A 21,271-nucleotide genomic window follows, 5' to 3' on the forward strand; every position below is an offset into this window, starting at 1 on the left:
GAGAGCCAGGCCGCCTCCCCCCACGGCGAACCTCCCCGCCCAGTGATCGCCATGCTGGTTCAGAACCACGTAGGAGAGAGAGTGCGAGAATCGGTTCGTCAGGCCGTCTCCTCCATACACACACGCTATTCCGAGCCGATCACCCTGGCTGATATCGCCGCCGAAGTCTTCGTCAGCCCCTTCCACCTGTCCAGGGTCTTCGCGCAGGAGGTCGGTGTCCCCCCGGGCAAGTACCTCACCGCGGTCCGCATGTTCGAGGCCAAGAAACGGCTCATCGCCTCGCCCATGACCGTCTGCGACATCGTCCACAGCGTCGGATACAACAGCGTGGGGACCTTCACGAGCCGATTCACCCGTGCCGTGGGCATGTCTCCGCGCCAGTACCGGCATCCCGAGGTCGAGCGACTGCTCGTGGCCGCGTCCGGAGGCTTCAACCGCATACCGTCCCGGCGGGAGTTGAACAGGGTCGGTCGGCGGCGCGTGGGACACCGACACAGCGGGGGAAGGCTGAGCGGGGTCATCGAACTCCCCCGGACCCACCCGGACACGACCGTGCTGGTCGGCGCGTACCAGGAGCGCATTCCGCAACAGGCCCCGGTCGTGCACCTGGCCCTCCCCGCGCTCGGGCGCACGGAGTTCACCCTCACGGGCATCCCCCCTGGTGACTGGACGGTCATCGCCATCGCCATGCCCGAGGGCACGCCACAGCCCCGGGAGAACGTCTTCGTCGGCTCCTGCCCCACCCGGGTCACCGTCCACGCGGGAGCCGACTCCCGCACCCGGATCCCGATGCGACGGCTCGCCCCCACCGACACCCCCATCGCGATCACCCTCGCCGACACCCTCCCCCGCCCGGTCGAACGCCGCCCCGAACACCCCCCGGCACTGGCCTGCGGCTGACCCCACGCCCCCGGAAGGCACGGTGGACTCCGCCGTACGGGCGCCCCGACGCCGCGTACCGCGCCCCCACGAGTCCAGGACCCGTGTCAGTGCACGAGGACCCCATCCGGGGAGCCGAACGACCACCACCCGACCGGGACCGCCGGGCGGTACCTCCCGAGCGGATCCGCGCCCCCGAGTCCGCAGTGGCGTTCGACACCCGTATGGTGTTTACTCGCGAGTAACCTACCGTGGGTAGCACCTCACGCCGCCCCGGAGCCGAGCCTTCCCCGAACACGGGCCCATCCCCGCCGAGACACACCACGGACCCACAGGACACACCACCATGCGACCACTGAGTTCCCTCGCAGCGGCCCTGGCCGTCGCGATGCTGGCGACCTCCTGCTCTTTCGAGCGGACGGGCGAGGGCGACGACGACACGGACCTCACCCAGGGCGTGACCGACGACGCCGTCGTCATCGGTACGCACCAGCCGCTCACCGGCGCGGCCGCCCCCGGGTTCCGCCACGTGTCCAGCGGAGCCCGTGCCGTGTTCGACTACATCAACGACAACGGCGGCGTCCACGGGCGCCGTATCGAGTACCGGGTCCAGGACGACGGCTTCGACCCGGCCCACACCCAGGAGGTCACCCGCACCCTCCTGGAGGACCACGAGATCTTCGCGATGCTCGGCGGCCTGGGCACCCCCACCCACGAGTCGGTCATCGACGAGCTGAACGAGCAGGGGGTGCCGGACCTGTTCGTCTCCTCCGGCGCCCTGGCCTGGGACCAGCCCGAGGAGTACCCCTACAGCTACGGCTTCCAGGTGGACTACACCCGGGAGGCCAAGGTCCAGGGCCAGTTCATCGCCGAGAACTTCGCCGGTGAGGACGTCGCGCTCCTCTACCAGAACGACGACGTGGGCCCCGCCTCGCACGCCGGGATCGAGCAGTACCTGTCCGAGGAGATCGTGGCCTGGGAGTCCTACGACCCCGGGGTGCCCGAGCTCTCCGGGCAGATCTCGGCGATGAAGGAGTCCGGCGCCGAGGTCGCCGTGTGCTACTGCATCCCCTCCTACCTGGGACTGGCCGTCATGGAGGCGGCCGCGATCGGCTACGAGCCCCAGTGGGTGGCGCCCAGCTTCGGCGCCGACGTGCGGATCGTCACCGGCCTGATCGAGGAGTTCGCCGAGGGCACTCCCGCTGAGGACATCCCGCCCGAGGCCTTCCTGGACGGACTGATCATGACCGCGTTCCTGCCCATGGCGTCCCAGACCGACGACCCGTGGACCGCGTTCTACCGGGACATCCACGAGCGGTACAACGAGGGCACCCCCTTCACCGACACCACGATCTACGGCATGGCGCAGGCGACGCTGTTCGCCCAGGTGCTCATGGAGGTGGGCCCGGACCTGAACCGCGAGGCGCTCCTGGACACCCTGAACTCCCACGAGTGGAGGGGGCCGGGGCTGGTCCCCTTCGCCGCGAGCGAGGACGACCACAGCGGCTACACCGGGGTGATGGTCGTCCAGCACCACGCCGGCGGCGGGATCGAGATCCTCCAGGAGCCCAGGACCACCGACGGCGGTGGCGGCGAGATCGTCGAGTTCGAGTTGGAGCGACCCGCACCCGACGAGGTCGTGCTCTCCGACGGCGACACCACCGGGTAGGACCGCCGCGGGCTCAGGCCAGTCGGCCCGGCTCGGCGGGAAGCCTGAGGGTGAACACGGCGCCGCCGAGCCGCTCGCTCTCCCCGACCGTGAGCGTCCCGCCGTAGTCCTCGGCGATCTCCCGGGAGATGGGCAGCCCCAGACCGCTCCCGCCGGGGTCGCGCTCCCGGGACTCCCGGAGGCGGGCGAAGCGCTCGAAGACGCGCTCCCGGTCGCGCTCCGGCACTCCGGCGCCGTCGTCGTGGACCCGGAGCACGGCCGTCTCCCCCTCGCGGTCGACGGTGACGTCGATCCGTGACCGGGCGTGCCGCTCGGCGTTGGCGACCAGGTTGGTCAGCACACGGGCCACGCGCAGCCGGTTGACGAGCACCCACACGGGACCGGCCGAGTGCACCTGGATCATGGGACCGTTCCGTCTCCCGGTGAGTTCCTCGGCCACCAGTGAGGACAGGTCCACCCGTTCGCTGTCGGCCGTCGCCCCGGTGTCCAGGCGCGCCAGCTCCAGCAGGTCGGCGACGATGTTCTCCAGCCGCTCGGTGTCGGCGAGCAGGGCGGTCAACAGGAGTTCGCGCTCGTGGGGATCGGGATCCGGGTCGGAGAGTTCGACCTCGATCCGTGTCCGCATCCCGGCGATGGGGTTGCGCAGTTCGTGGGAGGCGTCGGAGACGAACCGGCGCTGCTTGGCCACGGCCTCCGCGAGCCGTTCGAGGCTGGCGTTGGCGGTACGCGCCAGGTGGGCGATCTCGTCCTGGCTCCTGGGCACGGGAAGCCTGCGGTCGAGGTTGCTGGCCGACAGGCGGTCCAGTTCGGCGCTGATCCGCTCCACCGGACGCAGTGCCCGACCGACCCCGTACCAGGTGACGACGGCGGTCACGCCGAGCAGCAGCCCCGACATGCCGCCCATCACGACCTCCGGCGTGCTGGTCTCCAGCAGTGTGGGCCGGGGCGTCGCGGCCAGGACCCAGACGTCCCCGTAGGCCGTCCCGCGGGCCTCGTAGCCGACCACGAGCAGGCATTCGCCGGGCCCGAGACCGGCCTCGGGCCCGCAGACGGTGGTGTCGAACCGGACGCCGTCGGAGAAGGCAGCCGGTTCGACGATCGGGGGGTCACCGTGCAACTCGGCGCTGGACGCGACCACCTCACCCGTGTCCCGGTCGATGACCTGGAGCCACAGGACGGGTGACTCGGCGGGGATCAGGCCCTCGTACCGGCCGGTGCCGATGTCGTCCATGACCATGTGGGCGGACCGCGCCGCCTGGTCGCGGTCCCGGTCCAGGACCAGTTCACGGACCGCGATGGCGGTCGCCAGCGACCACAGCCCGATGACCAGGATGAGCACCGCGACGGCCCACAGGGTCACTCGGGCACGGATCGACCTCGGACGCACCCGACGCCACGCCGCTCTGGCTCTGCCGACCCAATCTGACACCCGGCCATTGTTGCTCAAAGTGACGTACAAGTGTCGGAAGGTGTCCGGTGTGGCGATCCGGAACTGTCCACGCCCGGACTCCCGGGGTGGCCGTCCCCAGGGGCGGACGCTACGCCTCGTAGGGGTCCGGCGGGTTGTCCACGGCCTCCCACTCCAGGGCCTGGAACCGGTGCTCACTGACGTCGACCAGTTCGCCCTCGGGTTCGACCCACGTGCCCCGCACCGTCCACCACGTGTCGGCCTCCGGCTCGGGAACCCCGGTGACGAGCACCCGGTTGACGATGGCGTCGGCCGCGCAGCAGGCCATCTGGAGCCGGGCCAGATACCATCCCTCGCCCTCGTCGTTGGGTACGGCGAACCCGGTCAGCTCGACCTCTCGTCCGGCCAGCGCGCGCTCCTCGTCCACCCAGGCCCGCATGACGAACTGGCGGATGTCCATACGCACGACCTCGCCCGGCGCCGCGTCGTCCAGTCCGTCGTCGAACCGGCCGGAGGGCGGACCCTCCGGCGGTGCGCTGGCGGGCTCGCTCCGCTCGACGGTGTAGGAGCCCAGAGCGGGCGGGGCCACGACGAAGACCGCCACGACCGGGACGAGGAGCAGCCAGGCCACGCGCGGCGCCCGCGCGTGGTCGTGGCCGGCGTGCCCGTCGCCGCCGGCCGTGGCGCACGCCGAGTTGTCCGCGCCGTCGTCCTCGGCGCGGTTCCCGTCGCGGATCTCTGCCGCCACCACCGCGGCGCCGAGGACCACCGTGATCGCCCCGGCCGCGATCAGGAAGGGGCCGAACCCCGGCTTGACCCAGTTGAGGTACATGTTCGTGGGGACCGTACTGGTCAGTGCCGCCGCTCCCAGCAGCACGAGGGTCAGTCCCTGGGCGATGCGGTTCACAGCAGGAGCCCTCCGATCACGAACGTGCTGAGCAGTCCGACCACCAGGCACAGCGGAGCGAAGCGGACGGCGAACCGCCAGCCGAACACCGCCGCCTGCATCGCGACGAGTTTGAGGTCCACCATCGGGCCGACCACCATGAACGCGAGCTTGGCGGTGGGTGAGAAGTCGGTGAAGCTGAGCGCGACGAACGCGTCGGCCTCCGAGCAGATGGACAGCAGGATCGCCAGTGCCGCCATGACGAGGACGGAGACCACGGGGGCCTCGGCCACCGACAGCAGCCACTCACGCGGGACGAGGATGTTGAGGCTCGCCGCCGCCAGCGCGCCGACCACGAGGTAGCCGCCCGCGTGCATCATGTCGTGCAGCATCGAGTCGCGGAAGACCAACCACCGGGCCGTGCCCTCGGCGTGGGTCGGGGCGGGCAGCCGCAGCCAGTCCGCCCGGCCGAACCGCACCCAGATCCAGCCGATGACCACCGACGCCAGCAGCGACGCCGCGAACCGGGCCAGCACCATCTCGGGCCGCCCGGCGAAGGCCACCGCGGTGGCGATCATGACGACGGGGTTGATGGCGGGCGCGGCCAGCAGGAAGGTGAGCGCCGCCGCCGGGGCGACCCCCCGCTTGACCAGGCTTCCGGCGATCGGCACCGAGGCGCACTCGCACCCCGGCAGGAGCGCGCCGGACAGTCCGGCGACCGGCACCGCCGCGCCGGGCCTGGAGGGGAAGAACCGCTGGTAGAGCGAGGCCGGGACGAACGCGGTGAGCGCCGCGGACAGGGCTACGCCGAACACCAGGAAGGGCAGGGCCTGGAAGCTGATCGCCGTGAAGACGGTGGCCCAGGCGAGGAACGCCTCACTGGTCAGCCGGTCGGACAGCCAGGCGTGCGCCCCCGCCATCGCGGTGATGAACAGGGCGAACAGCCAGACGGTCCCCGTCCTGCGCGCTCCGGCGCGGCGCCCCCAGTCCGGGGGCGGCAGTTCGTCCCCGCGCTCGTCCCACCCCGTGGCGAGGGAGTCGCCGAGGGAGGCGTGCGGGGTGGAGTCCGACGAGGAGGTCGGGGTCCGGTCGGGCACGGTGCTACTCCGGGTGGTCGGGTGGGATCTTCAGGCATGGTAACCGAGAACCGTTTTCGTTCGCGTCGGGCGGCGGCGACCTGTGGACGACGCGTGCCGTCCGCCCGGGGCCGCCCGCCTCAGCGCCCGCCTCCGGCGCCCTCCCCGTCGCCGTCCTCGGGCCGGCCCTGGTCCCCGGTCCGCACCACCGGGTCGCCCAGTGTGACCCCGTGTTCCCGGACCACGTCCTCAGGCAGCGCTCCCGAGGGCTCCCCCCAGCACTCCACGTTCCTCAGGTCGGGCATCTTGGCCAGGGTGAACTGCGGGTCCAGGCCGTTGCGGTACTGGCGGCCGTAGTCCGCCAGCAGGCGGAAGGCGACTCCCGACAGCGGGACCAGCGCGACGAGGTTGACCACCGCCATCACCCCCATGAAGGCGTCGGCGAGGTTCCACACCAGGGTCAGCGGAGCCACGCTCCCGACGAACACGGCCGCCAGGACGAGCACCCGGAAGTAGGTCAGGTGGTGCGGGTCGGCGTCGAGGAACCTCATGTTGGTCTGGCCGTAGTAGTAGTTGCCCAGCACGGAGGAGAAGGCGAGCAGGAACAGGATGACGGTGAGCGCGTGCACCGCCCATCCGCCCAGACTGGACTCCAACGCCGTCTGGGTGACCTGGGCTCCCCCGGCGCCCCCGTACTCCGGTTGGGGCACCAGGACGATGAAGGCGGTCACCGAGCAGATGAGGAGGGTGTCGAAGTAGACGCCCAGGCACTGCACCAGCCCCTGCTTGACCGGGTGCGACACCGACGCGGTGGCGCCCGCGTTGGGGGCGGAGCCCAGACCCGCCTCGTTGGAGAACATCCCCCGTCGCATGCCCTGGACGATCGCCGCGCCCACCCCGCCCGCGACGAACTCGCGGAGGCCGAACGCCGAGGCGAAGATGTCACCGATGACCCGCGGCAGCTCGCCGACGTTGAGCGCGACGACGGCCAGTCCGAGCAGGAGGTACAGCAGGGCCATGCCGGGGACCAGCGCCTCGGTGACGTGGGCGATGCGCCGCACACCGCCGAAGATGACGAGGGCCACGAGCCCGACCAGGACGAGTCCGACCACGACGTCCAACACCCATCCGTCCGGCCCACCGAGCTCCGTGACCGTGGTGGAGACCGCCCCGGAGATGCTGTTGGCCTGAACGGAGTTGAACACCAACGGGAAGGTGATGATGAGGACGACGGCGAAGAGCACGCCCATCCACCGCTGGCCGAGCCCGTGGAGCATGTAGTACGCGGGCCCGCCGCGGAACCCGGTGTCGGACCGCACCTTGTACAGCTGGGCCAGGGTGGACTCCACGAAGGCGGCGGAGCCCACCACGGTCGCCATCAACCACATCCAGAACACCGCGCCGGGTCCGCCCAGGACGATCGCGGTGGCCACACCGACGATGTTGCCCGTACCCACGCGCGACGCCGCCGAGATCGTGAAGGCCTGGAAGGAGGAGATCTCCCGCTTGCCGTCGGGGGCGATGCCCGGGCTGCTGCGGATGACCCGGAACATCTCCGGCAGCAGTCGGAGCTGGACGATGCCCGAGCGCAGCGTGAAGTAGACCGCCAAGATGATCAGGAGCGGGATGACGATCCAGCTCCAGAACACGTCGTTGACGGCGACGATGGCGTCGTTCAGGACGTTCACCCGTTCCCCTCCCGGCGGCGCGGTCGCCCCGGTCCGGACCGGGGCCGTCCCGCCACTGTCCGTGAGGGTGCGGCCGCGACGCCAGCGGGACACGCGAAATCCCGGCAAAGGACCGTCCCGCTCCCGTCACCCGCCCTATGCCGATGTCCCACATGACGACGTCCCCACCTGTGGGGGAAGGGGATATGGCCCAGGTCACGTCCGGTCCCTACCGTTCCTCACATGGAACCGAACACCGCCTCCTCCCCCGCCCCGGATCAGCCCAGGACATCCATCCTGCGCGTGGTGACGGCCAGCCTCATCGGCACGACGATCGAGTGGTACGACTTCTTCCTCTACGGCGCCGCCGCCGCACTCGTCTTCAACCAGGTCTTCTTCCCCGAGTCCGACCCTCTGGTCGGCACCATGTTGGCGTTCACCACCTACTCGGTGGGGTTCGTGGCCCGACCGCTGGGCGGCCTGGTCTTCGGACACTTCGGCGACCGGATCGGCCGCAAACGCCTTCTGGTGATCAGCCTGCTGATGATGGGCGGGTCGACGTTCGCCATCGGTCTGCTGCCGACCTACGCGGCGATCGGCGTGGCCGCGCCCCTGCTCCTGACGCTCCTGCGCGTCGTCCAGGGCTTCTCCCTCGGCGGTGAGTGGGGCGGCGCGGTCCTGCTCGTCTCCGAACACGGGCGTCCCGAACACCGCGGCTTCTGGGCCTCCTGGCCGCAGGCGGGGGCACCGGGCGGCAACCTGCTGGCCACCGCCGTGCTGGCGATCCTGTCCGTGACGATGGCCGACGAGACCTTCCTCGACTGGGGCTGGCGGGTGCCGTTCCTGCTGTCCGGGATCCTGGTGGTCGTCGGACTGTGGATCCGCCTCGCCGTCAGCGAGTCCCCGGTCTTCCGCGAGGCCCGCGAACGCGCCGAGGCCGCCCCGACACCGGAGCGCGCCCCCATCGTCGGCGTCCTGCGCGACCACTGGCGCGAGGCGCTCGTCGCCATGGGAGTGCGGATGGCGGAGAACGTGTCGTACTACATCGTCACCGCGTTCATCCTCGTCTACGCCACCCAGGAGGCGGAGCTGTCCAACGGGCAGGTGCTCAACGCGGTCCTGGTCGCCTCCGCGGTCCACCTGGTGACCATCCCCGCCTGGGGCGCGCTGTCCGACCGGCTCGGCCGCAGACCGGTCGTCATGGTCGGCGCGGTCGGGATGGCCCTGTGGGGCTTCGCCTTCTTCCCGCTCATCGACGTGGGCGCCTTCTGGTCGGCGACCCTGGCCGCCACGGTGGGCCTGGTCTTCCACGGCGCCATGTACGGCCCGCAGGCGGCCTTCTTCTCCGAGCTGTTCAGCACCCGGGTGCGCTACTCGGGCGCCTCCATCGGCTACCAGCTCGCGTCGATCGTGGCCGGCGGCCTGGCTCCGCTGATCGCGACCGCCCTGCTCGCCGCGTTCGGCGGCTCGCTGCCGGTGGCGCTGTATCTCACGGCCATGTGCGCCGTGACGCTGGCGGCGGTGGCGGTGGCGCGTGAGACGCGCGGCCGCGACCTGGGTGAGGCCGTTCCCTCGCCGACCGTCCGCTGACCCCGGACGCGAAGGGGCTCGGGCCCGGCCGAAGCCGGACCCGAGCCCGAGGCGTGCGCGGGCGCCGCCGTCAGGCGCGCCCGTCAGCGCTGATCAGTACCGCGAGGCCGCGTCGTAGCGGTCGTCACGGCGGTTGTTCCTGCCCCGGTAGCCGCCGCGGCGCTCGCCGTCACGGAAACCACCGCCCTCACCGCGACGCTCGCCACGCGGACGGTCACCCCGGTAGCCGCCACGGGGACCGCCGCGGCGCTCGCCGGAGTCGCCGTAGCGGTCGCCGCGGAAACCGCCGCCCTCACCGCGCTCGGAACGGCGCTCGCCGTCCCGGAAACCGCGGCGCTCGCCGTCGCGGAAACCACCGCCCTCACCGCGACGCTCGCCACGGTAACCGCCGCCACGGCGGGGGCCGCCTCGGAAACCGCCGCCACGGGGGCCGCCCCGGCGCGGGCCGCCGCGACCGCGACGCGGACGCTCGGGCTCCGGCGGCTCGATCCACGGCTCCCAGCTGGGCTCCTTGGCTCCGGTCACCTCGGTGAGCAGCTCGTCACCGGGGTTGACCAGGTGCTGCTTGGCCTCCACACCGGCGTCGTTGAGCAGGCGGCGGGCCATCCGGCGCTGGTTGGGCGCCACCAGGGACACCACGGCGCCCGAGGAGCCCGCGCGGGCGGTGCGGCCGCCGCGGTGCAGGTAGTCCTTGTGGCCGGTGGGCAGGTCGATGTTGACCACCAGGTCGATGCCGTCGACGTGGATGCCGCGCGCGGCGACGTCGGTGGCGACCAGGGCCTGGATGCGGCCCTCACGGAACTTGGCCAGGGTGCGGGTGCGCACGCTCTGGGTCTTGCCGCCGTGCAGGGACGCGCAGGGCACACCGGCCTGGACCAGCTGCTCGCTGATCGTGTCGGCGCGGTACTTGCTGCGCACGAACAGAATCGTGCGTCCCTCGCGGGCGGCGATCTGGGCGACGATCTTGTTCTTGTCGCGCGGCAGCACCTTGAGCAGGTGGTGCTCCATGGTGGTGACCTGGGAGACCGGCGGGTCCACCGAGTGGGTGCGCGGGTTGTCCATGTACTTGCGCACGAGCTTGTCGACGTCACCGTCGAGCGTGGCGGAGAACAGCAGGGTCTGGCCGTCCGGGTGCACCTGGTCGAGCAGCTCGCTGACCTGCGGCATGAATCCCATGTCGCACATCTGGTCGGCCTCGTCCAGCACCGAGATCTCCACGTCGCCCAGGTCGCACGCGCCCTGCTCGATGAGGTCGGTGAGGCGGCCCGGGGTGGCGACGAGGACGTCGACGCCGCGGCGGAGTTCGTTGATCTGGCGGGTGTAGGAGCTGCCGCCCACGACGTCGCCGACGCGCACGCCCAGGACGCGGGCGTAGCCGCGCAGTGCGTCACGCACCTGGTGGGCCAGTTCGCGGGTGGGCACCAGGATCAGGGCCCGGGGACGGGCGGAGGCGGCGCGACGCTCGGAGCAGCGCATCAGGACCGGCAGGCCGAAGGCCAGGGTCTTGCCCGAGCCGGTGCGGCCGCAACCGAGGACGTCGCGTCCGTCGATGGCGTCGGGGATGGTGGCGGCCTGGATCGGGAACGGGGTGGTCACACCGTTCTTGGCCAGCTCGTCGACGATGTCCTGGGGAAGCCCGAGGGCGTCGAAGGCAGGCTCTACGGCAGTGTCCGTCAAGTGACGTGTACCTTCCTCATCGTTTGGCGGCGTTTCGAGGAAGGCTCCACACGGCCTCGGGGACCCAGCGAAGAAATCACACAAACGCGCCTGATCACACGCGGAAGCGGGCCTCGGTTCGGATGGGGCTCCTGGGCTCTTCGGGTCGAAGTGGCGTCGACGCCGTCGACACGCTGTCCGCGTCTTGTGCGGCCCGGCACGCTCGGATGCGCGCGGCAATGGAATGACCGCCTGCAGCAGCGTACTAGAGATCCCCGCGGATCGGGGACGGGATGGGTGGTTTTCCCCGGTGATCCAGGTCTCCCATACCGCCCCCGATCGCCGGCTCCCGCCTACCGGGAGCCGGCGGCCATCGCCTCGGCGAGCGCGGTGAGTCGGCCGATCTGGGCCCGGCGCTCGGCGGCGGCCTGCTGTTCGAGCGTGTTGCCCGCAGCCTGCTGGAGCAGTGCCTTGGTGGCGGTCGCGGCGTCGGGGTTGGTGGCGAGCAGCCCCCCGACGAGGTCGTCGACGGCTCCGCGCAGCTCGTCGACCCCCACGACCAGCTCGGCCAGGCCCAGCTCGCGGGCCTCGCGCGCGCCCACCCGGCGGGCGGTCAGGCAGATCTCGACCGCCCGGTGCACCCCCACGATGTCCACCAGCGGTTTGGTCCCGGTCAGGTCCGGGACGAGGCCGAGGGCGGGCTCCTTCATGCACAGGGAGGCGTCGTCGGCCAGGACACGGATGTCACAGGACAGGGCCAGCTGGAAACCGGCGCCGATCGCGTGGCCGCGCACGGCCGCGACGGTCACCAGGTCCGGGCGGCGCAACCACAGGAACCCCTCCTGGAGGCCGGCGATGTACTCCTCCAGCGCGGCCTCGTCGGCCGAACCGTCGGCCAGGCCCGCGACGATGGACCGTTCGCCGTCGACGCCCTCGGGGGTGAACATGTTGAGGTCGATGCCCGCGGAGAAGATGTCGCCCTCTCCGGTGACGACGACGATGCGGACGCCGTCCGGCAGCGTCCGGCCGATACGGGCCAGGGTGGTCCACGTACGGCCGGTCATCGCGTTGCGGCGCTCCGGACGGCTGATGGTGATCCGGGCGACCTGGCCGTCCACCGCCAGTTTCAGACCGGCCCGGGAGAGCTCCTCCTCGGTGGGAGCGCTCGCGGGGGCGTTCGGGGCCTCTGCCATGGGTTCCTCCGTCGTGTCGGTTCCACCCTGACATTACTGACTGGTAACCGATGCGGGGCGGACGACCCCGGCGAGCGCCTACCGCGCGTCCGGTCCCGGACGGCGGGTCGCCCCGCCGCGCCCGCGCAGTTCGACCCCCGCCTCGCCGAGCAGCCGGTGGACGAACCCGTAGGACCGGCCGGTGGCGGCCGCCAGCATGCGGATGCTCTCGCCCGCGTCGTAGCGGCGCTTGAGTTGGGCGGCCAGGACCGAGCGGTCCTCGCCGGAGACACGGGTGCCCTTGCCCAGCGCGTCGTTCACTGCTCACTCCTCGGGTTCGTGTTGAGCCGGATCGTGCTCTGCGCCATGATCCGGCACCGGTACGGGACGTCGCCACCCCACGGCGCGTCGCGCCCCGGATACTCTCCTCGGACAGGGTTTCGGAGGAACAGCCGCGGATGTCCGGAACGGACGGCGGTGGACCCCGGACGCTCGCGCGGCCCCGGGGCCGCGCACCCACGACCGGGTCAGGCCAGGGCGATGAGGTCCTCGAACTCGGCGTTCCACACGTCCTCGACACCGTCGGGCAGCAGGATGACGCGCTCGGGCTGGAGCGCCTCGACCGCGCCCTCGTCATGGGTGACCAGCACGATCGCGCCCTTGTAGTTGCGCAGTGCCGCCAGGATCTCCTCACGGCTGGCCGGGTCGAGGTTGTTGGTCGGCTCGTCCAGGAGGAGCACGTTGGCGCTGGAGACGACCAGGGTGGCCAGGGCCAGACGGGTCTTCTCCCCTCCGGAGAGCACCCCGGCGGGCTTGTCCACGTCGTCACCGGTGAACAGGAAGGAGCCCAGCGTCCGGCGCGCCTCGACCTCGGGCAGGTCCGGAGCGGCGCTCATCATGTTCTCCAGCACGCTGCGCTCCACGTCCAGGGTCTCGTGTTCCTGGGCGTAGTAGCCGAGTTTGAGGCCGTGACCGGGCACGACCCGTCCGGTGTCGGGCTCCTCGACCTGACCGAGCAGTCTCAGGAGCGTGGTCTTGCCCGCGCCGTTGAGCCCCAGGATCACGACGCGACTGCCCCGGTCGATCGCCAGGTCGACCCCGGAGAAGATCTCCAGGGAGCCGTACGACTTGGACAGACCCTCCGCCATGAGCGGCGTCCGCCCGCTGGGCGCGGGGTCGGGGAAGCGCAGCTTGGCGACCCGGTCGGACTTGCGCACCCCCTGGACGCCGTCCATGATCCGGTCGGCCCGGTTGAGCATCTGCTGGGCGGCCCGCGCCTTGGACGCCTTGGCCCGGAACCGGTCCGCCTGCTTGCGCAGGGTGTCGGCCTGCTTCTCGGCGTTGGCCAGTTCACGGCGACGGCGGCGCTCGTCGGCCTCGCGCTGGGTCAGGTACTGCTTCCAGCCCATGTTGTAGATGTCGATGACGCTGCGGTTGGCGTCCAGGTAGAACACCTTGTTGACCACGTGCTCGACCAGCTCCACGTCGTGGCTGATGACGATGAGGCCGCCCTGGTGGCTTTTGAGGAAGTCCCGCAGCCAGACGATGGAGTCGCCGTCCAGGTGGTTGGTGGGCTCGTCGAGCAGGAGGGTGTCGGCACCGCTGAAGAGGATGCGCGCCAGCTCGATCCGGCGGCGCTGGCCGCCGGAGAGCGTGTGCAGCGGCTGGGAGAGCACGGTGTCGGGCAGCCCCAGGCTGGAGGCGATCGCGGCGGCCTCGGACTCGGCGGCGTACCCGCCGAGCACGTGCAGTCGCTCCTCCCAGCGGGCGTAGGCGCGCACACCCTTGTTCCGCGTCTTGGTGTCGGTGCTGGCCATCTTCTTCTCGGCCTGGCGCAGCCCCTCCAGCGCCTCGTCGATGCCGCGGGCGGAGAGGATCCGGTCCTTGGCGATGACGTCGAGGTCGCCGGTGCGCGGGTCCTGGGGGAGGTATCCGATGCTGCCGGAGGAGGTGACCGTGCCGCCGGTGGGCAGGGCCTCGCCCGCGAGCACCTTCGTCATGGTCGTCTTGCCCGCGCCGTTGCGACCGACCAGCCCGATCCGGTCTCCCGCCCCGACACGGAACGTACTCGGCTCCAGCAGGACCCGGGGTCCGACGCGCAGTTCGAGGTCGGTGGCGATCAGCATGACAGGGGCTTCCTAGCGGTGGTGGGTGTGGGCGGTGACGGCCGGGACACGGGCGCGACCCGGCGGAGGAGGGGCGGCGGTGGTCGGCCCCGGCCGACCGACGTGGCGGGCCGACCTGGTCGACCGACCCAGCCTAACGCCCCCCGCACGGGGCGGCACGGGGATTACCGCCGGGACCTCGGGAAGGCGGCTCCGCATCCACAACGGGTGCGGAGCGGCGCGCATTCCCCGGGGTCCCGGCCTCGGCCGCGTCCGGCCGAACCCCCGGGTCAGGCTCGCGACGCCGGGGAGTCGGCCTCCCCCTCCCCGCCGGTCGGTCCCGTGGTCTCCGTGTCCGCGGCCCGCCGGGGCTTCTCGGGCGTGTGGGCCTGGTGGACCGGGGGCCGGTTGCGCAGCAGGGCGGCGAGGACCGCGGCGATGGGTGTGGCCAGGAACAGGCCGGGGATGCCGCCGACGATGCCACCGATGGTCAGGGCGATGAGCACCACGGCCGAGGGCAGTTCGAGCGCCTGGCCGTAGATGCGCGGGGCGAAGACGTTGCTCTCCAGCTGCTGCACGAGGATCACCGCGGCGAGCACCACCAGGGCCACGACCCAGTTCTCGGTCACCAGGGCGACGAGCACGGCGAGCAGACCGGAGAGGAAGGCCCCGATGATCGGGAGGAACGCGCCGATGAAGGTGAGCACGATCAGCGGGATGGCCAGCGTGGTGTCGATGAGGAAGATGAGGACGATGCCGATGCCGACCGCGTCGAACAGGCCGACCATCGCCACACCGCGCACGTACCGTCCCATCACCCCGTAGGCGACCCTCCCGCTGTAGCGCAGCCCCGGACGGGACTTGGGCGGCAGCAGGGTGACGATCCACTCGACGAGCTGGTCGCCGGAGTGCACGAAGTACACCGTCAGCGCGAGCATCAGCACCAGTCCCACGAGCAACTGGATCACGGCCGTCGTCGCGGTCCAGGCGCCGGTGAGGATCTGGTCCTGGTTCTCGTTGATCGTGGCCTCGATCTGCTCCCAGGCGTTGTCGATGAGGTTGCTGAACAGCGCCGGGTCCAGGCCGAAGGGCACCTCCAGCTGCTGGAGCTGGGTGACCGCGCTGTTGACGCTGTCCACCAGGGCGTCGAAGCCGCTGACGGCGGGGGTCACGATCAGCGAGATGACCCCGCTGAAGAGGACGAGCCCGACGATCATGCTGATCGCCGTGGAGGGCCCCCGACCGAACCCGGAGCGCTTGATCGGGTTGGGCCTGCGCAGCCAGTTGGCCATGGGCATGAGCAGCGCGGTCAGGAACACGGCGAGGATCAGGGGCAGGGTGACGACGCTCAGGTAGATGAGCGCGTAGACGAGCAGCCCGGCCACGACCCCGATGATGAGCACCCGCCAGGCCACGTCACTGATCATGCGCAGGAGGTCGCCCGCCCCGACGTCGTCCTGCCCGGCCAGTTCCGCCTCGGGGACCTCGGGCTCGGGTACCGCCGCGGCCCGCTGTTCGTCCCGGGCGGCGCGACGTTCGGCGCGGGCTCTGCGGGACGAGATCCACCTGTTCAGGAGCGCCCACACTCCCGGCCGCTGGGCTTGCACATGGACTCCATTCTCTGGGGGTTGCGGGACGGGCGTCAGGGAGCCGACGGGGCCGAGGAGCCGCCGTCACCAGGGCACTGGGGTGCGCGCTCCGGCTCTCCCACGTCACATGGTTCCCAACGAGTCAGAACTGCCAGGGTTCCCGGGGGCGGCCGCTGCGGACGATCTCGTTGCCGAAGGGCGCCAGGGCCACCGGGATCATCTTCAGCGACGCCCACGCCATGGGTAGTCCGATGATAGTGACGGCCAGGCCGACAGCGGTGACGACGTGGCCGATGGTCAGCCACCATCCGGCGACGATGAGCCAGACGATGTTGAGGACCGTGCTCCCCCCGCCCGCCCCGGGCCTGCGGACCAGTTCCCGGCCGAAGGGCCACAGGGCGTAGCTCGCCATGCGGAAGGAGGCGACACCGAAGGGGATCGTCACGATGAGGACGCAGCAGACGACGCCCGCGATGACGTAGCCGACCGCCAGCCAGAACCCGGCGACGAACAGCCAGATGATGTTGAGGATGAGCCGCAGAAGGGCCACGGTGTCTTGCTCCTTGCCTGTCATGACGGGTGGGCGATCGGTGTGCGGGGGCCGCATCCGAACTTCTACCTGTTGCGACGCGCGGGCGCCACGACCCGTTCGGCGCCGTTTCCCCGGCTCCTCCCCTAGGGGACGACGCGCCGGACCCTCCCAGTGGCGGTCGCCCTGGGTGAGGACATACGGACAGTCCCTATATCGGTCCCGCGTGCTGTCCGCAATGTGATCGGCGCATCAGGGGGAGCCCCTAGGCAGGCGGGACATCGCACCATACGATGTGCTGTGTCCTTCGCAAGCCAGCAGATCTTGCGATTTGCGACAAACTCGGACAATCCACCAGATGCCACACGACGGGCATCAGGTTTCGGTAACGGTTCTGCGAGTAATTTCCCTACCCCCCGTGCATGAGCGGGAGTGGGGATGGCATGATTACGTACCGGCTCGGACGGAGGCCGTCACCGCCTCCGCAGCCGTTCGTGTGAGAGCACTCCGCCGCAGGCGGTCCAGGACCGCCAGGGCCGTGCTTCTCGTGGTCTCAGCCACACCGGGGAACACCGCCAGTACCGTCCGGCGTTCGCGTCGTGCGGGGTGCCTCACGCCGCACGACCAACTTTTGGTGACTGAAGCTTTTTCCGACAGCTTACTAGCGATTTCAGTAGAGGTGGTTCAAGCATGTCTCAGGTACGTCGGCAGGCCGCGCTGCGCCCCCGCCCGAGCTGGGGGTGGCAGGATGCCGCCGCGTGCCGGGGCGAGGACCTTGTGCTCTTCTTCGGCCCCGACGGCGAACGCCAGCCGGAGCGGGAGATCCGTGAGCGCAAGGCCAAGGAGATCTGCGCGGCCTGTCCGGTACGAACCGACTGCCTGGACTACGCGATCTCGCGTCCGGAGAAATACGGCACCTGGGGTGGGCTCAACGAGGACGAGCGCGCCTCCGAGCGCCGCCGCCGGATGCGCCGCGCCAACGCTGCCTAGCCGAGGCTCCCGACGCACGATCAGCGGATCTCCCCCGGTGGCCCCGGCCCCGAACAACCCGCGGCGCCCCGACGAACCTCTCGTCGAGGGCGCCGCGGGTTTTCTCGTGCCCGATCCGCGGGACACCCGCGAGGCAGGGGATCAGCCCCTCTTCCCGGCCAGGTGCCGGTCGAACCAGTCGAGCGTCTCCACCGCGACCTGCCGCCACTCCTGGCCTCCCTCCAGGAGCTGCTCGGCCCCGGGCATCACCCGCAGGTCGGTGGGGCCGCCCATCCGCCCGCGCGCCCACTCACCCAGCTCGCGGACGAAGGAGTCACCGCTCTCCAGGAGCACCATGACCGGTGCGCGCACCCTGGGCAGAGCCGGTTCGGCCAGATCGATCCGGCCGCCGTACACCACGACGGCGCCCACGTCCCGGGGTCGGTCGGCCGCGGTGACCAGCGCGGCCGGGGCCGCCGTCCCCGAACCGAGGACCCCCACCGGCTCGTTGGCCGCGTCCGTGGCCCGGCGCAACCACGTGACCGCCGCGTTCAGTCGCTCCCCCAGGGCCCCGGTACCGACACCGTCGGCGCGGGCGGCCCGCTCGGCCCCCGTCACCAGGTCCAACAGCAGTGTGGCGTACCCGGACCGCCGCAGCACCGAGGCGATCGCCCGCCAGCGCGGATCGGTCCGTCCCTCCCCTACGGCCAGGACGATCGCGCCGCGCAGGGCGGCGGGCATGGTGAGGTCGCCGTCGAGGTGGTCCGCACCGGCCCTGATCCGGACTCCCCGGGCGACGTCCGGTGGCGGATGGGCGCGTCCGCGCTCGGCGAGGATCGCCGTCACGTGCCCGTCGGAGAGCTGGGAGAAGTCGCGGTACCACTCCCCCACCGCGTGGAAGTTGTCCGGGGCGCTGAGCACGACCAGCGCGTCGGCCTCCTCCCGCAGGGCCGCGACCGCCTCCGGGGCGGCGACGGGTACGGCCAGGACGAGCTGTGCGGGGCGGGCCTGGCGCACCATGCGCAGCGCCGCGCGGGCGGTACCGCCGGTGGCGACGCCGTCGTCCACGACCACGCAGTCGCGCCCCGCGATCCGGGGTGTGGGGCGGTCGCCCCGGTAGACGCGGCGCCGTCGTTCGAGTTCCTCACGCTCGGCCTCGACCGTCTCGGTCAGCGCCTGGCGCGGGACGCGCATCCGGGCCAGGGCGAGGTCGTCGAAGGTGACGTGTCCGTCCTCGGAGATCGCGCCGACGCCCAGTTCGGGGCGGCCCGGCAGGCCGACCTTGCGGACCAGGAGCACGTCGAAGTCGGCGTCGAGCAGGCGGGCGAGTTCGGCACCGACCGGGACCCCGCCTCTGGGCAGGGCCAGCACCAGCGGGTCCCTGACCGCGAGGGGCCGCACCCGCTCGGCGAGGCGGCGGCCAGCCTCGGACCGGTCGGTGAAGGGCAACGAAACGGGTACCGGGTTCATGTCCTCACCGGCGCCGGGACCGTGGCCCCGGCACCGCTCCTCTCGGCTGTCCGGAGTGAGCCGTTGGAAAAAGTGGTACCGGCATACCCCGCGACACGGCGGTCGCAACCCCGAGCGCGGGCAAAACCCTCGTTCAGGCGTCCCGGCGGGCGGTCCTGAGCACCCCCATGAGCAGGGCGTCGTGCCTGCGGCCGTCCCACAGGAGCGCGTCGCGCAGCCGTCCCTCGACGGTGAACCCGCACGAGCGGTACACCGCGATGGCCCTCATGTTGAACGCGTACACGTGCAACCAGACACGGTGCAGGCCGATGCGGTCGAAGGCGTACTCCAACACGAGCTCGGTGGCCTCCCGGCCCAGCCCCTGGCCGGCGAACTCGATCGCCGACAGCGCGATGCGGTACCCGGCGCTCTCGTTCTCGGGGGACACGTCGTAGAGCGACAGCTCACCCAGGTAGCGCCCGTCCCTGGGGTCGGTGATCGCCAGGTCGAGGCGGTCGGCGCGACCGGCGCGGGTGGCGCACCACTCGCGTGCCCGCTCGTAGGTGAGGTGTCGGTGGTTTCCGGTGAGCCGGCGGACCTCCTCGTCGAGACTGGCGGCGAAGTAGGCGTCCGTGTGTTCGGGGGCGAGGGGGACCAGGCGGACGCGTTTCCCGACGAGGGTGGGTGTGTCTCGCAGCGCACTCGAATTGATCATGAACACTTCCGGTTCCGACCGGGCCGTGCGCACGGATCCCGGTATGGGGTCGGCGGACAGGAACGGGGCCCGTGCGGGAGGGGCCGCGGGGCCGGAGTGGAACGTGACGGTGACGGCGGCGGAACCTCTATGTAAATCCGCCGGGGGCGCTGAGGCAAGCCCGGGGAACGCCCCGGCGGCGATATGGGGATGCCGTGCCCGCGGCCGACTGGATAGCATCCGCTGGCACCGTCGACAGCCTTGGGAGCCGCTGTGAACAGCCCCGCCACCCCCGCCAGCACGACCGGGACACCGCCGGCCGAGGCCCGCCGGGCCCGGTTCGCGGTCTCCACCCTGTTCTTCGTCAACGGCTTCACCTACACCAACGCCGTTCCGTGGCTGCCCGTGATCAAGTCCGGCCTGGGGCTCAGCAACGCGGAACTCGGCATGGCGATCGCCGCGGGCCCTGCGGGAGCGCTCCTGACCGGCATGCTCGCGGGTCCGATGATCCACCGGTTCGGCAGTGGCCGCACCGCCGTGGGCACGAGCCTGGTCACCCTGGGAGCGCTTCCGGTCATCGCCCTCGCGCAGAACTGGTGGTTGCTCGCGACCGCCTTCCTGGTGCTGGGCAGTGCCGACGCCTGGACGGACTCAGCGCAGAACGCCCACGGTCTACGGGTGCAGCGGAGGTACGGGCGCACCATCATCAACACCTTCCACGCCGTGTGGAGCATGGCCGCCGTCGCGGGCGGCGTCGTCGGCGCGACGATGGCCGGTCTCGGCGTGCCGGTCCTGGCGCACCTGGGCGGGGTGGCCCTGCTGTTGCTGTGCGTGAACCTGTGGGTGGGCCGCATGCTGCTGCCCGGCCCCGAACACAGCGAGCGCGAGGACGGGACCGAGGACGGGAGCGGTCGGCGCACGCGCGTGCCCGCGCGCGGAGCGCTCCTCCTCCTGGCGCTGGGCGTGCTGCTGGTCTTCGCGGCCGGGATCGAGGACTCGGCGGCGTCGTGGGGCGCGGTGTACATGGCCACGGAACTGTCGGCTCCGCTGTTCCTCGCGGCGATGCCGTTCGTGGCGTGCCAGGCGATGATGACACTGGGGCGTCTGATGGGTGACCGTGTCACCGACCGCTTCGGCGCGGCCGCGGTGGGCGCGGCGTGCGGTCTGCTGGCCGCGGGCGGCATGGCGCTCACACTCGTCGTGCCGCATCCGGTGGCCGCGGTGGTGGGGTTCGGGATCATGGGCCTGGGTGTGTCCACGTTGTTCCCGCTGACACTCGCCGCCGCCGGTGACGTGCCGGGGGTGCGCACGGGTGACGGCCTGGCGGTCGTGGGTTGGTTGGGCCGAGCCGGGTTGTTGGCCTTCCCGCCGCTGGTGGGGTTCCTCGCGGACAGCGCGACGCTGGGAACCGCGCTGTGGGTGGTCTCCGCCGCGGGCGCCGCGGCCTTCCTGCTCGCTCCCGCGCTGCGTCCGCGTCGCTGACGTACCCGGGCCCCCGGCCGTGGGACACGGCCGGGGGCCCGGTGAGCGTCACGGCCCGGTGGGAGCGCGGGTGTGCCGTCGTCAGGCGATCGACGCCGGGCGACGGGCACCGGACCACAGCGCCATCGCACCGATCCCGGTCACGACCGCGCCCGCGAGCACGAAGCCCTGGAGGTCGACACCGGTCGTGGCGAGCGACTCGTTCTCCTCGTCCTCGTCGGACGAGCCCGAGTCGTTCGTGTCACCGCTCGGCGTCTGGCTGTCGTCGGAGGCGCGGTTGCCGTCGTCTCCGTTGCCGGACCCGCCGTCACCGCCGTCGGACCCACCATCAGACCCGCCGTCACCGCCGTCAGATCCACCATCAGACCCGCCGTCACCGCCGTCGGACCCACCATCAGACCCGCCGTCACCGCCGTCAGATCCACCATCAGACCCGCCGTCACCGCCGTCA

17 protein-coding genes and 1 pseudogene are annotated in these 21,271 nt (G+C 71.5%); 5 read left to right on the forward strand and 13 right to left on the reverse strand.

Annotated elements, in window-relative coordinates; genetic code table 11:
- Positions 1 to 81 precede the first annotated feature (81 nt).
- Positions 82 to 900, forward strand: a complete 819-nt coding sequence (locus DVR05_RS25230; protein ID WP_198659348.1) for a helix-turn-helix transcriptional regulator — start codon at positions 82 to 84, stop codon at positions 898 to 900.
- 325 nt (positions 901 to 1,225) lie between these two features.
- Positions 1,226 to 2,548, forward strand: coding sequence for an ABC transporter substrate-binding protein (locus DVR05_RS25235; RefSeq protein ID WP_116248415.1), 1,323 nt, complete (start codon positions 1,226 to 1,228; stop codon positions 2,546 to 2,548).
- A 13-nt stretch (positions 2,549 to 2,561) separates the two neighbouring features.
- Here the strand turns inward: DVR05_RS25235 and DVR05_RS25240 are convergent, their stop codons facing one another.
- From DVR05_RS25240 to DVR05_RS25255, 4 genes are all read right to left on the reverse strand, one after another.
- Positions 2,562 to 3,977: a HAMP domain-containing sensor histidine kinase gene (locus tag DVR05_RS25240; RefSeq protein WP_116248416.1), complete on the reverse strand. Its 1,416-nt coding sequence runs from the start codon at positions 3,975 to 3,977 to the stop codon at positions 2,562 to 2,564.
- A gap of 109 nt (positions 3,978 to 4,086) precedes the next feature.
- Positions 4,087 to 4,863, reverse strand: a complete 777-nt coding sequence (locus DVR05_RS25245; protein ID WP_116248417.1) for a TIGR03943 family putative permease subunit — start codon at positions 4,861 to 4,863, stop codon at positions 4,087 to 4,089.
- Positions 4,860 to 5,939, reverse strand: coding sequence for a permease (locus DVR05_RS25250; RefSeq protein ID WP_116248418.1), 1,080 nt, complete (start codon positions 5,937 to 5,939; stop codon positions 4,860 to 4,862). The genes DVR05_RS25245 and DVR05_RS25250 overlap by 4 nt, the downstream gene beginning before the upstream one ends.
- Positions 5,940 to 6,058: 119 nt before the next feature.
- Complete coding sequence (locus DVR05_RS25255) at positions 6,059 to 7,606, reverse strand: sodium:alanine symporter family protein (RefSeq protein WP_116248419.1); 1,548 nt, start codon at positions 7,604 to 7,606, stop codon at positions 6,059 to 6,061.
- A gap of 222 nt (positions 7,607 to 7,828) precedes the next feature.
- Here DVR05_RS25255 and DVR05_RS25260 point away from each other — a divergent pair, with 222 nt between their 5' ends.
- The gene (locus tag DVR05_RS25260) at positions 7,829 to 9,175 is read left to right on the forward strand and encodes an MFS transporter (RefSeq protein WP_157982546.1); all 1,347 of its coding nucleotides are present in this window, start codon (positions 7,829 to 7,831) and stop codon (positions 9,173 to 9,175) included.
- Between the two features lie 93 nt (positions 9,176 to 9,268).
- Here the strand turns inward: DVR05_RS25260 and DVR05_RS25265 are convergent, their stop codons facing one another.
- The 6 genes from DVR05_RS25265 to DVR05_RS25290 all read right to left on the reverse strand — a co-directional run bounded on the left by DVR05_RS25265 (position 9,269) and on the right by DVR05_RS25290 (position 16,247).
- Positions 9,269 to 10,852: a DEAD/DEAH box helicase gene (locus tag DVR05_RS25265; RefSeq protein WP_116248420.1), complete on the reverse strand. Its 1,584-nt coding sequence runs from the start codon at positions 10,850 to 10,852 to the stop codon at positions 9,269 to 9,271.
- Positions 10,853 to 11,184: 332 nt separating this feature from the next.
- Positions 11,185 to 12,024, reverse strand: a complete 840-nt coding sequence (locus tag DVR05_RS25270) for an enoyl-CoA hydratase/isomerase family protein (protein WP_116248421.1) — start codon at positions 12,022 to 12,024, stop codon at positions 11,185 to 11,187.
- 78 nt (positions 12,025 to 12,102) lie between these two features.
- Positions 12,103 to 12,324: a helix-turn-helix domain-containing protein gene (locus DVR05_RS25275; protein ID WP_116248422.1), complete on the reverse strand. Its 222-nt coding sequence runs from the start codon at positions 12,322 to 12,324 to the stop codon at positions 12,103 to 12,105.
- A 206-nt stretch (positions 12,325 to 12,530) separates the two neighbouring features.
- On the reverse strand, positions 12,531 to 14,129 hold the full coding sequence (locus tag DVR05_RS25280) for an ABC-F family ATP-binding cassette domain-containing protein (protein ID WP_116248423.1): 1,599 nt from the start codon (positions 14,127 to 14,129) through the stop codon (positions 12,531 to 12,533).
- 269 nt (positions 14,130 to 14,398) lie between these two features.
- Entirely contained in the window at positions 14,399 to 15,715 is a 1,317-nt protein-coding gene (locus DVR05_RS25285; protein WP_232832320.1) for an AI-2E family transporter, read from the reverse strand.
- Positions 15,716 to 15,839: 124 nt separating this feature from the next.
- Positions 15,840 to 16,247 (reverse strand): YccF domain-containing protein, encoded by a 408-nt coding sequence (locus DVR05_RS25290; protein WP_116248425.1) that lies wholly within the window; start codon positions 16,245 to 16,247, stop codon positions 15,840 to 15,842.
- Positions 16,248 to 16,916: 669 nt separating this feature from the next.
- Here DVR05_RS25290 and DVR05_RS25295 point away from each other — a divergent pair.
- Complete coding sequence (locus DVR05_RS25295; protein ID WP_017588640.1) at positions 16,917 to 17,216, forward strand: WhiB family transcriptional regulator; 300 nt, start codon at positions 16,917 to 16,919, stop codon at positions 17,214 to 17,216.
- A gap of 141 nt (positions 17,217 to 17,357) precedes the next feature.
- Here DVR05_RS25295 and DVR05_RS25300 read toward each other — a convergent pair whose 3' ends face one another.
- Both DVR05_RS25300 and DVR05_RS25305 read right to left on the reverse strand, forming a co-directional pair.
- Positions 17,358 to 18,665 carry a phosphoribosyltransferase family protein gene (locus DVR05_RS25300; RefSeq protein ID WP_116248426.1) on the reverse strand — a complete coding sequence of 436 codons (1,308 nt, stop codon included), beginning with the start codon at positions 18,663 to 18,665 and terminating at the stop codon, positions 17,358 to 17,360.
- 133 nt (positions 18,666 to 18,798) lie between these two features.
- A complete protein-coding gene (locus DVR05_RS25305; RefSeq protein WP_116248432.1) occupies positions 18,799 to 19,359 on the reverse strand; it encodes a GNAT family N-acetyltransferase in 561 nt (186 codons plus the stop codon).
- Between the two features lie 252 nt (positions 19,360 to 19,611).
- Here DVR05_RS25305 and DVR05_RS25310 point away from each other — a divergent pair, with 252 nt between their 5' ends.
- Positions 19,612 to 20,820: an MFS transporter gene (locus DVR05_RS25310; protein ID WP_116248427.1), complete on the forward strand. Its 1,209-nt coding sequence runs from the start codon at positions 19,612 to 19,614 to the stop codon at positions 20,818 to 20,820.
- An 81-nt stretch (positions 20,821 to 20,901) separates the two neighbouring features.
- Here DVR05_RS25310 and DVR05_RS26820 read toward each other — a convergent pair.
- Positions 20,902 to 21,271 (reverse strand): annotated as a pseudogene (locus DVR05_RS26820) (hypothetical protein); the annotation flags it as partial.

The organism is Nocardiopsis sp. FIRDI 009 (assembly GCF_003386285.1).
Classification (GTDB): Bacteria; Actinomycetota; Actinomycetes; order Streptosporangiales; family Streptosporangiaceae; genus Nocardiopsis.

Bases quoted from the DNA above. Each gene is read 5' to 3' on its own strand.
- DVR05_RS25235 (WP_116248415.1), top strand. From the start codon at position 1,226: ATGCGACCACTGAGTTCCCTCGCAGCGGCCCTGGCCGTCGCGATGCTG.
- DVR05_RS25260 (WP_157982546.1), top strand. From the start codon at position 7,829: ATGGAACCGAACACCGCCTCCTCCCCCGCCCCGGATCAGCCCAGGACA.
- DVR05_RS25270 (WP_116248421.1), bottom strand. From the start codon at position 12,024: ATGGCAGAGGCCCCGAACGCCCCCGCGAGCGCTCCCACCGAGGAGGAG.
- DVR05_RS25280 (WP_116248423.1), bottom strand. From the start codon at position 14,129: ATGCTGATCGCCACCGACCTCGAACTGCGCGTCGGACCCCGGGTCCTG.
- DVR05_RS25295 (WP_017588640.1), top strand. From the start codon at position 16,917: ATGTCTCAGGTACGTCGGCAGGCCGCGCTGCGCCCCCGCCCGAGCTGG.
- DVR05_RS25300 (WP_116248426.1), bottom strand. From the start codon at position 18,665: ATGAACCCGGTACCCGTTTCGTTGCCCTTCACCGACCGGTCCGAGGCT.
- DVR05_RS25305 (WP_116248432.1), bottom strand. From the start codon at position 19,359: ATGATCAATTCGAGTGCGCTGCGAGACACACCCACCCTCGTCGGGAAA.